Genomic DNA, 11898 nt, shown 5'->3' with positions numbered 1-11898 from the left:
AAAAATCCCTATTCGGGCCAAGCTCTTGCCGCACCGCACAATAAGTTTGCGGATCGCTTAGACAATAGTTCGAAAATCAAGGCTTCGAGCGGGCGGCAATCTGCGATCACCCATGGCGTTCTCCTGTCTCAAGGGGGCTTCCGAGCGGTCGCGCCGGATCCCGTTGCACCCCGGCTCCAGGCCCGACGACGAGAGGATCTGGATGAAAGTCCTAGCCCCCGTGGCATTAGCCCTGCTGCTCGGCCTGACCGCCGGCGCCCAGGCCGAGACCCGCGATCATTCCGTACGCGAGCAGACCCCGATCACGAAGACCAAGGACGGTGCGCGGAACTTCGCCGCCACGGCCGGGCGCAGGCATGCCGGTTTCGGCCAGCAGTCGCGCGCCAGACGCGCTTCCGTCGCCAGCAAGGTGGCGAGCAGACCGAAAGGCGGCAGCAAGTCCCGCATGGCCATGCGCCGGGCGAAATACATTCCGATCGCCCGCAAGGTGAAGCCGGATTCCCTGCCGATCGCGCTGGTCGATGCGGTGATCACCAAGGAGAGCCGCTATGTGCCGACGGTGCGCGGCTCCCATGGCGAGGTCGGCTTGATGCAGATCCGCCCGTCCACCGCCCGCCAGCTCGCCAAGCAGTACGGCATGGACGAGGTCGCCGGCCTGTCCTCCGCCTCGCTCGTCAAGTGGCTCCACGAGCCGCGCAACAATATCCGGCTCGGCACGCTCTATCTGAAGATGTGCCACGACAAGGCGAAGGGCCAGGTGGCCGCGACCATCGGCTGCTACAATGCCGGCCCCGGCAATATGTGGCGCTGGAAGGGGATCAAGATCACACGCAACTATGTGAGCTTCGTCAACAAGCACATGGCGACGGCCACGAACTGACGCCGGCCGCCCCGTGCGGCCAACGGGCCGAGAGATCGTGCAAAGGCGGGTTCGCGGACCCGCCTTTTCCGCATGGCGAGACGGCACCGACCGGTTCTCCAGCGTCAGGCCCACGCAAGCGGGTATCCATGCGCGCGAATGACGGGATGGAGGGTGTGCCCCCTCAATTCCGCCCGTCCAGCAGGCGGCGGGCGATGACCTGGGCCTGGATCTCGGCTGCGCCCTCGAAGATGTTGAGGATGCGCGCGTCGCACAGCACGCGGCTCACGGGATATTCGAGCGCGAAGCCGTTGCCGCCGTGGATCTGCACCGCATTGTCGGCCGCCGCCCAGGCGATGCGCGCCGCCAGCAGCTTCGCCATGCCGGCCTCCAGGTCGCAACGACGGCCGGCATCCTTCTCGCGGGCGGCATAATAGGTGAGCTGGCGGGCCGCCATGATCTCCGCGGCCATCATGGCGATCTTGTCGGCGACGCGCGGGAAGGCGACGAGCGGCTTTGCGAACTGGATGCGCTCCTGGGCGTAGCGCAGCGCGAGATCGAGCGCCGACTGGGCGACGCCCACAGCGCGCGCGGCCGTCTGGATGCGCGCGGCCTCGAAGGTCTGCATGAGCTGCTTGAAACCCTGCCCCTCCTCGCCGCCGAGCAGCGCGTCCGCCGGCACCTCGAAACCGTCGAAGGCAATCTCGTATTCCTTCATGCCGCGATAGCCGAGCACCTCGATCTCGCCGCCCGACATGCCGTCTGCCGGGAACGGGTCCTCGTCGGTGCCGCGCGGCTTCTCCGCCAGGAACATGGACAGGCCCTTGTAGCCCTTCTCGTCGGGATCGGTGCGGGCGAGAAGCGTCATGAGGTCGGCGCGCACGGGATGGGTGATCCACGTCTTGTTGCCGGACACGCGATAGACGTCGCCGTCGCGCACCGCGCGCGTCCTCAGCGAGGCGAGGTCGGAACCGGTATTGGGCTCGGTGAAGACAGCGGTGGGCAGGATCTCGCCGGAGGCGATGGCGGGCAGGTATTTCTGCTTCTGCGCCTCGGTGCCCGCGCCCAGGATGAGCTCCGCGGCGATCTCGGAGCGCGTGCCGAGCGAGCCGACCGCGATCCAGCCGCGCGACAGCTCCTCCGACACGACGCACATGGATTCCTTGCCGAGTCCGAGCCCGCCATACTCCTCCGGCAGGGTCAGCGCGAAAACGCCGAGCCCGGCGAGCTCGGAGACGAGATCCATCGGAATATAGGCATTGTCGAGATGCCATTGATGGGCATGCGGGGCGACCTTCTCGCCCACGAAGCGGCGCATCTCCTCGCGCATCTGCTCCATGGTCCCGTCGAGCCCCGCACGGCCGTAGGTCGCCGCGCCCTCCATGTCCACCATGAGGGCGACGAGCCGTGCGCGCGCCGGCGCCGTGTTCCCGGACCGCATGAGCGCCGCCGCGCCGCCGGTGCGCAGGGGCGCCAGATCGTCCTCCACAAGGCCGAACAGGCCGGGCCTTGCGAACTCGCCCTGGTTCATGGGGATGCCGCCGGCGATCTGGCCGAGATACTCGCCGAAGGCGATCTGGACGAGGAGCGTCTCGAGCTCGCCCAGCGTGCCGTCCGCCTCCAGCCTCTGCGCATAGAGGGAGAGTTGGCGCAGCGTCTCCACCGTCGTGGCAAGCCAGGCAAGCCCATGGGCTTTCGCCTGTTCGCGCTCGAGCAGGGCGGAGGAGACGCGGCCATCCGCGCTGACCGCGCCGGCAACCTGGCTGCGCGCGCAATCGTAGACGCGGGCCGCGCCCGCGGCCGCCTCCGCCGTCAAGGCGACGATGTCGTCCAGAAGCGCGTCTTGCAGTGCAACGTCCTCGGCCAGGCTCATGGTTTCCGCCCCATCCCTTTTGATATGATTGATCGACAGGGCGCTACTATACCAACCGATGCTGCGCTGCAAAACTCCCTTACAGCCGCTCGATCAGTACATATTTTCCGTCGGGCTGTTCGGACGTCTTGTAGTACGGCCCGTCCTGCACCTCGACCTCGCGGATCGCGCCGCCGGCCTTGAGCGCCTCCAGCTTGTCGGCAAACCCCATGGGCTGCCAGACATCCTTGTGGATGGTGCAGGCGAAAAGCCCGCCCGGACGAATCGCCCGCAGGATCTCGTCGAGCGCCTCCGCGCCGACATGGGCGTGGGTGAAGGTGCCGGTGCAGATGCCGGCATCGTAGGCGGCGGTGTCCAACGGAAGCGTTCCGGTGAGATCGGCGTCGAGGAGGTTTCTGTAGACGCCGCGCTTGCCCGCCTCCTCGAGCATGTCGGTGGAGATGTCGAGGCCGTCGATCACGCGGAAGCCGAGCGAGGACAGCGCCTCGCCCACGAGGCCCGTTCCGCAGCCGATGTCGAGAATGGCGCCGTCGGGGTTTTTCAGATGGCGGGCAAGGCGCGAGGCCATGACGCGCGGGGCGACGAAGCCCAGCCCGTCGACCATTGCCTCGTCGTAAGTCCCTGCCCAATCGCGATAAAGATCGAGCGCTTCGTTGAGATCCTTCAGGTGATAGGCGCGCGCCAGGAGCTGCTCCGGCGTCTGCCCTGCAATATCGGGTGTCTTGTTCTCAGGCATGGGGCGCACTATAGCGCCCGGAGCGGAAAGTTGAACCCCCCGCCCCCGATCCACCGTCTCCGGCGAGCCCATGGAACAAGTCATCAACACGGTCATCCCCGTCTTCGGCCTCATCGCGCTCGGCTATCTGGCGTCGCGCTCGGGGCTGATCGCGCAATCGGTGACGGGCGGGCTGACCGCCTTCGTCTTCACCATCGCCACCCCGGCGCTGCTGTTCCGCACCATGGCGGCGGTGGAGGTTCCCGCCGTCTCGCCATGGGCCTTGTGGGCGGCCTATTTCGGGGGCGTCGCGGTGGCCTGGCTCATGGGCTGGGGGCTCGTGCGCCACGCGCTTGGCGGCTCGCCGCTGGCGGCGGCAGGCGCCGGCGTGGCCAGCGCCTATTCCAACACGGTGCTCCTCGGCCTGCCGCTGATCTTCGCGGTGATCGGGGACCGGGGGGCGCTGCCGCTGTTCCTGATCCTCTCCATCCACCTGCCGATCATGGCGTTCGCCGCGACGCTCCAGATGGAGCTTGCCAGCCAGTCCGGCGGCCTGCGCGCACGGCTCGTGGTCAATGTGCTGAGCGGCCTCGTCAAGAACCCCATCGTCATCGGGCTCGCAGCCGGCGTGCTCTGGCGCCTGACGGGGCTTTCCCTGCCGACGGCGGCACAGACGCTTGTCGACATGCTGGCGGACGCGGCCGTCCCCACGGCGCTGTTCGCCATGGGCCTAGGGCTCGCCGGCTACGGCGTGCGCGCGGCGGGGCGCGCCGCCCTCGCCATCACCGCCGTCAAGCTCGTGGTGCATCCGCTTGTGGTGTGGGTGCTGGCGGCGGAGGTGTTCGCCCTGCCGCCGGTCTGGACGGCGGTCGCGGTGGTGTTCGCCGCCGCGCCCACCGGCATCAACAGCTTCGTGTTCTCCACGCAGTACCGCGCCGGCGCCGCCGCCGTCTCCGGCGCCATCGCGCTCGGCACGGCGCTGTCCATCGTGACGGTCTCGCTCGCCCTGTGGGCCACGGCGACGCCGTGAAGACGGCAGCACCATCGCAGGGGGCGGCCGGGTTGCCTTCGCTCCACCCGTCAGTCCAGCCAGTCCCGTCTTTCCTCCCGTCATTCCCGCGAAAGCGGGAATCCACAAGGCGGCGTGGTGTGGCGGATACCTCTGGATTCCCGCTTTCGCGGGAATGACGGCAGAAACGAGAGACGTAACGGAGGCAGATCGGCCGAAACCGCCCCCTCCGATCAGCCGATCCCCGCCGCGGCGCGCCAGACTTTCTCGGGCGTCAGCGGCATGTCGAGATGGCGCACGCCGCGATCCTTCAGCGCGTCGACGATAGCGTTGACGACCGCCGGCGGCGCGCCTGTCGCGCCCGCCTCGCCGGCGCCCTTGACGCCGAGCGGGTTGGTCTTGGACGGGATGTCCTCGTTGAAGGTCACCGAGATTCCGCAGAAATCGTCCGCCCGCGGCATGCAGTAATCCATGAAGGAGCCGGTCATGAGCTGGCCGCTGTCGGTGTCGTAGACGGCCTCCTCCAGCAACGCCTGGCCAATGCCCTGCACGGTGCCGCCGATCACCTGCCCCTCCGCGATGAGCGGATTGACGATACGGCCGAAATCGTCGACCACCGTGTAGTTCTCCAGCGACACGACGCCGGTTTCCGGATCGACCTCCACCTCGCAGATATGGCAGCCATTGGGGTAGTTCACCGCGGGGCGGGTGAAGCCCATACGGCTGGTGAGCGTCTCCGGCACGCCCTCAGGCAGGCTGCCGGCCTCGCGCAGCCTCGCCTCGACATCGAGCAGGCCGATACTGTGATCGGTGCCGACAACGGAATAGACGCCGTCGGCGAATTCCAGATCCGCCTCGCCGGCCTCAAGGAGGTGCGCGGCCGCCCTGCGGCCCTTGTCGCGCACCTCGCCGGCAGTCCTGAACACCGCGCTGCCGCCGATCATCAGCGAGCGCGAGCCGCCATGGCCGCCGCCGGTCGGGATCTGGCCGGTATCGGCCTGGAGATAGCGGATCTTCTCCTCCGGCAGGCCGAGCTCGGTGGCGACGAGCTGGACATAGGCCGTCTCGTGGCCCTGGCCCGTCGACTGGGTGCCGACGAGCAGCGTCACGCCGCCATCGTCGTCGAAGCGCAGCTCCGCCTCGTCGCTCGGGCCGCCGAGCGTCACCTCCAGATAGCTGGAAATGCCGAGCCCGCGCAGCCGTCCCCGCTCGCGCGAGGCCGCGCGCCGGCCCGCGAAACCATCGCGGTCGGCAGCACGCGCGGCGCGGTCTAGCATGTCGGCGAAGTCGCCGCAGTCGATCTCCGCGCCGAGCGCCGTGCGGTAGGGGAAGGAGGAGATGAAGTTGCGCCGGCGCAGCTCAAAGGGGTCGATGCCGGTATCGTGCGCGGCGACATCCACCAGCCGCTCCATGACATAGGCGGATTCCGGCCGGCCCGCGCCGCGATAGGCATCGACCGGCACAGTGTTGGTGAAGACCGCCCGCACATCCATGTCGATGGCCGGGATCGCGTAGTTGCCGCCCATGGGGATCCAGCTCGCTTGCGAGGGAATGATCGCCGCATAGCTCGACAGATAGGCGCCCATATTGGCCAGCGTGCGCACGCGCAGGGCGAGGAAGTGCCCCTCGGCATCGAGCGCGAGCTCGGCGCGGGTCAGGTGGTCGCGCCCGTGGGTCTCGGCGAGAAAGTTCTCCCCGCGTTCCGCGATCCACTTCACCGGCCGGGCAAGGGCGCGCGCGGCCATCAGCACCAGGATATTCTCCGGATAGACGAAGTTCTTCGCGCCGAAGCCGCCGCCGACATCGGGCGCGATGACGCGGATGCGCTCCGGGTCGACCTTGAAGACGGCGTTGGCGAGCTGCGCGCGCTGGCCGTGCACGGCCTGGCCGGACATGCGCAGCACATACTGCTCCGCCTCCGCGTCATAGTCGCCGATGGACCCGCGCGGCTCCATCGCATTGGGCACGAGCCGGTTGTTGCGCAGATCGACGGCGGAGATCCGGTCCGCCTTCGCGAAGGCCTCGTCGACGGCGGCCGCATCCCCTTTCCGGAAATGGAAGCACAGATTGCCGGCATCGAGCTGCGGCCAGATGACGGGCGCGTCCCCGTCGAGCGCATGGGCGAGCGAGGCGACCTCGGGCAGGGCCTCGTAATCGACCTCCACCATCTCCGCGGCGGCCTGCGCCTCCTCGCGCGTCTCCGCCACGACGAAGGCCACCGGATCGCCGACATAGCGCACCACGTCGCCGGTCAGCGCATGGCGCGGCGGCAGGCGCACGCCCGCCTCGTCCATGCCGTCGATCTTCGTCACGCTCGGGATGGTGCCAAGGCCCGCCGCCTCGACATCGCGCGCGGTGAACACCTTGACGACGCCGGGCATGCCTTCGGCCTGCGCCGTGTCGATGGAGACGATGCGCGCATGGGCGTGCGGCGAGCGCACCACCACGCCGCGCGCCTCTCCGGGCAGCACGATGTCGTCGATATAGGAGCCGGCGCCCCTCAGGAATCGGTCGTCCTCGCGGCGGCGCACCGCCTGTCCAACAGCGAATTTGCGCATCGGGATATCCTGTGGCTTCAGAAGGTGGCTTGCGGAGGAAATGGCATGGAACCTTTATGTGTACCCCGCCCCGGCAAAGGTTCAAGAGGCCCGGGCGGGATCATCCGCCACCCTCCCGGCGAATGCCGAAGCGGTCGAGGCGGGCGAGCACGGCCTCCTTGTCGTCGGGAAAACCGGTGGCGACCCACCAGTCCTCCAGCGCGGCGAGCAGGCGGCCGACCTCCGGCCCCGGAGGCACGCCGCGCGCCAGAATGTCGGCGCCGGAGACCGGAAAGCGCGGTGGTTGCCAGCGCTCGCCGAGCGCATGGAGCGCGCACCAGCTCTCCTCCCCGGGTCCCGCGCCGCTGCGCGCCCAGGCCAGGAGCACCGCGTCGCGATAGGTCTCAAGTCCCAGACGATAGAGCACGGACTTGCGTTCGCTTTCCCGCAATGCGGGAGAGACCGGGCCGGCCGCGGCAAGGCGGGCAAGCCGGGCAGCTTCGGCATTGGACAGCCTGAGCCTCTCGCCGAGACGGGCCACGTGGGCCCGGTCGCCGGGCGAGAGCGCGAAGAGGCGGCGCAGCGGATCGGAACCGTCGGAGACCGCCGCCTCGATGGCGACGAGCGCGGCGAAGGTTTCCCGGTCATGGGGTGCCGGGACGACATGGTTCAGGATCCCGCGCGCGATCGTGGCATCGACGACCGCCAGCGCACCTGGAGCGGCGAGAAGGCGCAGGACCTCCGCGCGCACGCGCTCCGCCGACAGGCTGTCGAGCCCGGCCCGTTCCGCGGCGCAGGCGTCGAGCCCCTCCCGGTCAAGCCCGTCGCGGCCATAGATCGCATGCATGCGGAAGAAGCGCAGGATGCGCAGATAGTCCTCGCGGATCCTCAAGACCGGGTCGCCGACGAACCGCACGCGGCGCGCGGCGAGATCGGGATAGCCGCCCAGCGGGTCGTGCACACCGCCGGCCCGGTCGCAATAAAGGGCGTTCATGGTGAAGTCGCGCCGCGCGGCGTCTTCCGCCCAGTCGGCGGTGAAGGCGACCTCGGCATGGCGGCCATAGGTCTTCACATCGACCCGCAGCGTCGTCACCTCGACGGGCAGGCGCGCATCCTCCGGCCCCGCGGCCACCGTGACCGTACCGTGGCCGAGCCCGGTCGGATGGGGCGTCAGCCCGGCCTTCTCCGCAAGCGCCATGACGCGGTCGGGCGGTTCGGTCGTGGCGATGTCGATATCGCTGACCGGCATGGCGAGCAGGGCGTTGCGCACCGCGCCGCCGGCGACGCGGGCCTCGCCGCCCTCCGCGGTCAGCGCGTCGAACACCGCCTGGAGCCGCGGATCGGCGAGCCATGGCTCGGCCTGAAGCGACGGCAGGCCGCGGTCGGGCCGGTCCGTCATGTCGCCTCCCGGCTGCGGTCGAGATCGGGCAGATAGAGGCGCTCATAGAGGTTGCGGATGATGCCGGCGGTCGCGCCCCAGATATAGCGCTCGCCATAGGGCATGGCGTAGAACTGGCGCGCCTTGCCCTTCCAGACGCGCTCATGGCGCTGGTGATTGGCCTTGTCCATGAGAAAGCGCAGGGGCACGTCGAAGATATCGGCCACCTCGCCCGGTTCCGGCCGCAGCGTGAAGCCCGGCCGCACCAGCCCCACCACCGGCACGATGCGGTAGCCCGTGCGGGTCTGGTAGGTGTCGAGCAGGCCCAGAACGTCGACGAAGCCGGGTGCGACGCCGGTCTCCTCGAAGGTTTCGCGCAGCGCCGCGGCCACCGGGCCGTCGTCGCTCCGGTCGACCTTGCCGCCGGGCAGCGAGATCTGGCCGGCATGGCTCGGCAACTCGTCGCTGCGCGTCGTGAACAGGACGGACAACTCCGCGCTGCCGGCGACCAGCGGAATGAGCACCGCCGCCGGCCGCGGCACGCTCTCGCCGTCCGCAACGCCGGTAAAGCCGGCCTCGAGCTCGCCGTCGCCGCGGCGGACTGGAAGGGCCGGATCGCCCGCATCCGCGCCGGGCTCGGCGAGCAGCCGGCGGGCGGCGAGCGCGCGCAACTCGCCTGCGTCGAATCGATGGACGCGGTCGCTCTCCTTGACTGTCACGGCGTGATGTCCTCCTCGCGCGCCATGGGGAAGAAGATGCCGGCGCTCCACAGGCCGAACCGGCGCCCCTCGCCGGTTTCCTCCACCGCCGCAAGGTCCACCATATCGTAGAACACGGCGCGCGCGACCAGCGCCTCCAGCCGCCCGCGCACCAGCACATAGGGCTTCGGCCCCTGCCCGTCCCCGGCTTCGGCGAAGCGCAAGGGGTGATCGCCATCCGCCCGGACCCGGTCGCCCACATTGGTGACGAACCGAAGGATCTGGCCGCGCCCGGTCCCCTCCGCCTCCATGGCGACGGCGACGAATGGCGCATCCTCCACCGCGATACGGCATTTTTCCACGGGCGTGACGAGATAGTAGTCGCCATCGCCGTCGCGGCGCAGGATCGAGGCAAACAGCCTGACCAGACGGTCGCGCAGGATCGGCGTGCCCCGATAGAGCCACGAGCCGTCGCGGGCGATCACCATGTCGATATCGCCGCTGAATGGCGGGTTCCACTCGTCCACCGGACGCGCGCCGCCGGGATCGGGCAGGCTCTGGCCGGCCTTGTCCAGCCCCCGTACCGGTTGCGGGGGCTCATCTTGGGGGACGGTCGCCGTCCGGTCGCTCTGGCTCACGGTCATGTGATCACACAGATCTTATCAGTTGCACCCGGGCGCTGGGAAAATGGGCGAAAAACGGGCACCCTGCCCAAGTGCGGTCACGGTTGGCCGCGATGCTCGATCCCGGGACTGAGCCTCGCCTCGGGCATACAGCGCCTGCGCGCGATGAAATTCCATTACGCGCTTTGGCTGCCGCCACAGACAAATTATAGTAAGGCCCATGCACAGCATCAACGAAGCCGACAGCACCATCATCGCCGAGATCGAGCAGGCTGGCGACACGCTCGCCCAGGTCCGCGAGGGAATCGGCCGGGCGATCTTCGGCCAGAAGGAGGTCGTGGAGCTCTCGCTCCTCGCCCTTCTGTGCGGCGGCCACGCGCTTCTGGTGGGCCTTCCGGGGCTCGCCAAGACGAGGCTCGTGGAGACCCTGGGCCGCGTCCTGGGCCTCAGCGAGAAGCGGGTCCAGTTCACCCCGGACCTCATGCCGTCCGACATTCTGGGCGCGGAGGTCCTGGAGGAATCGGAAACCGGCCAGCGCCATTTCCGCTTCGTCCCCGGACCGGTCTTCTGCCAGCTTCTCATGGCCGACGAGATCAACCGGGCGAGCCCGCGCACCCAGTCCGCCCTCCTGCAGGCCATGCAGGAGAAGCACGTCACCGTGGCCGGCGCGCGCCACGACCTGCCGCGCCCGTTCCACGTCCTCGCCACCCAGAACCCCATCGAGCAGGAAGGCACCTATCCCCTGCCCGAGGCGCAGCTCGACCGGTTCCTCCTGCAGATCGACGTCCCCTATCCCGACATCGAGGCGGAACGGCGCATGCTGTTCGCGACGACCGGGGCGGAGGAGACGAGCGTGCAGCCGGTCATGACGGCCGAGCAGCTCATTGCGCTCCAGCGCCTCATCCGGCTCGTGCCGGTGGGCGAGACGGTGGTCGACGCGATCCTCGAGCTCGTGCGCTCCGCCCGCCCGCACGACGACGCCGACCCCTTCATCCTGGACAGCGTCGCCTGGGGCCCCGGGCCGCGCGCGAGCCAGGCCCTGATGCTCGGCGTGCGCGCGCGCTGCGTCATGGACGGCCGCTTCGCACCGTCGGTGGACGACGTGGCCGCGCTGGCGAGCCCGGTGCTGCGCCATCGCATGGCGCTCACCTTCTCCGCGCGCGCCGACGGCGAGACCATCGATACGGTGATCGAGCGTCTGTGCGGCGGCATCACCTGACGAGATGCGGAACGGCCGCCAGACACGCATGGCCTTCGACCTGAAAAGAACAGCATCTCCCGCCCCGGCCTTCGACAGCCCGCTCAGGCTGTCGGAGGAGGCGGAGCGGCTGTCCAGAGCCTATCCGCCGCTTCTCATCGAGGCCGACCGCGTGGCCCATACGGTCGCGCAGGGGCTGCACGGGCGCCGGCGCGCCGGCGTCGGCGAGACCTTCTGGCAGTTCCGCCAGTACCGCCCCGGCGACGAGACCGCGCGCATCGACTGGCGCCGTTCGGGCCGCTCCGACAGCCTGTTCGTGCGCGAGAACGAGTGGGAGGCGGCCAATACGGTCTGGCTATGGGTCAATCTGGACAAGGGCATGGGCTTCCATTCCCACCTCTCGCACACCACCAAGGCGGAGCGGGCCGGCGTGCTGACGCTGGCGCTCGCCCAGCTCATGATCGCGGCCGGCGAGCGTGTCGGCCTCATGGGCGCGGAGCTCGCGCCCTCCCATCACCGGCTGACGCTCAGGCGGCTCGCCGCCTGGCTCGTGGAGCACGGATCCGACCCCGGGGCCGGCGACCAGGACGGTCTGCCGCCGGTGACGCGCCTCCAGCGCTTCTCCAACCTCGTTCTCGTCAGCGACTTCCTCGTGGAGCCCGACGCGCTGGCCGAGCGGCTCTCCATGCTGGCGGCCCGCGACGTGCGCGGCCATCTCGTCCAGGTGCTCGACCCCGCGGAGGAGACGCTGCCCTATGAGGGCCGCAAGGAGTTCGCCGAGATGGGCGGGCCGCTCAAGCTGATGATCGGGCGCACCGAAAGCCTGCGCAGCGCCTATCGCCAGCGCCTCGCCGCCCATCGCGACGCGCTGAGGGAGCTCGCGCGCAGGCTCGGCTGGAGCTTCACCGTCCACCATACCGACCAGCCGCCGCAACGCGCGCTGCTCACGCTTTACGGCCTGATGTCCGGCGATCCCTCGACCGGCTCGGTCCGGGCGAATGGCTAGGC

At 69.4% G+C, this 11898-nt stretch carries 10 protein-coding genes; 4 read left to right on the top strand and 6 right to left on the bottom strand.

Annotation, left to right across the window (positions count from 1 at the left end):
- Window positions 1–202: 202 nt before the first annotated feature.
- The gene (locus HW532_RS17145; RefSeq protein ID WP_213161632.1) at window positions 203–880 is read left to right on the top strand and encodes a lytic transglycosylase domain-containing protein; all 678 of its coding nucleotides are present in this window, start codon (window positions 203–205) and stop codon (window positions 878–880) included.
- A 163-nt stretch (window positions 881–1043) separates the two neighbouring features.
- On the opposite strand, the gene HW532_RS17140 is transcribed toward HW532_RS17145, so the two are convergent.
- Window positions 1044–2732, bottom strand: a complete 1689-nt coding sequence (locus HW532_RS17140; RefSeq protein WP_213161631.1) for an acyl-CoA dehydrogenase family protein — start codon at window positions 2730–2732, stop codon at window positions 1044–1046.
- Window positions 2733–2811: 79 nt separating this feature from the next.
- Window positions 2812–3468 carry a class I SAM-dependent DNA methyltransferase gene (locus HW532_RS17135; RefSeq protein WP_213161630.1) on the bottom strand — a complete coding sequence of 219 codons (657 nt, stop codon included), beginning with the start codon at window positions 3466–3468 and terminating at the stop codon, window positions 2812–2814.
- Window positions 3469–3538: 70 nt separating this feature from the next.
- Here HW532_RS17135 and HW532_RS17130 point away from each other — a divergent pair, with 70 nt between their 5' ends.
- Window positions 3539–4477, top strand: a complete 939-nt coding sequence (locus HW532_RS17130) for an AEC family transporter (protein ID WP_213161629.1) — start codon at window positions 3539–3541, stop codon at window positions 4475–4477.
- Window positions 4478–4689: 212 nt separating this feature from the next.
- On the opposite strand, the gene HW532_RS17125 is transcribed toward HW532_RS17130, so the two are convergent.
- From HW532_RS17125 to HW532_RS17110, 4 genes are all read right to left on the bottom strand, one after another.
- Window positions 4690–7014 carry a xanthine dehydrogenase family protein molybdopterin-binding subunit gene (locus HW532_RS17125; protein ID WP_213161628.1) on the bottom strand — a complete coding sequence of 775 codons (2325 nt, stop codon included), beginning with the start codon at window positions 7012–7014 and terminating at the stop codon, window positions 4690–4692.
- Between the two features lie 100 nt (window positions 7015–7114).
- Window positions 7115–8392: a CCA tRNA nucleotidyltransferase gene (locus tag HW532_RS17120; RefSeq protein ID WP_213161627.1), complete on the bottom strand. Its 1278-nt coding sequence runs from the start codon at window positions 8390–8392 to the stop codon at window positions 7115–7117.
- Window positions 8389–9090, bottom strand: coding sequence for a CoA pyrophosphatase (locus tag HW532_RS17115; protein ID WP_246479251.1), 702 nt, complete (start codon window positions 9088–9090; stop codon window positions 8389–8391). Before HW532_RS17115 ends, HW532_RS17120 begins: the two co-directional genes overlap by 4 nt.
- Window positions 9087–9713 (bottom strand): DUF1285 domain-containing protein, encoded by a 627-nt coding sequence (locus HW532_RS17110; RefSeq protein ID WP_213161626.1) that lies wholly within the window; start codon window positions 9711–9713, stop codon window positions 9087–9089. Before HW532_RS17110 ends, HW532_RS17115 begins: the two co-directional genes overlap by 4 nt.
- Window positions 9714–9912: 199 nt before the next feature.
- Between HW532_RS17110 and HW532_RS17105 the strand changes: the two genes are divergently transcribed.
- The gene (locus HW532_RS17105) at window positions 9913–10911 is read left to right on the top strand and encodes an AAA family ATPase (RefSeq protein ID WP_213161625.1); all 999 of its coding nucleotides are present in this window, start codon (window positions 9913–9915) and stop codon (window positions 10909–10911) included.
- Between the two features lie 4 nt (window positions 10912–10915).
- Window positions 10916–11896, top strand: a complete 981-nt coding sequence (locus HW532_RS17100) for a DUF58 domain-containing protein (RefSeq protein WP_213161624.1) — start codon at window positions 10916–10918, stop codon at window positions 11894–11896.
- Window positions 11897–11898 lie beyond the last annotated feature (2 nt).

This window comes from Kaustia mangrovi (assembly GCF_015482775.1).
Lineage (GTDB): Bacteria > Pseudomonadota > Alphaproteobacteria > Rhizobiales > Im1 > Kaustia > Kaustia mangrovi.
The sequence above is the reverse complement of the archived record's forward strand: the minus strand, read 5'-3'. Positions and strand labels throughout refer to the sequence as shown.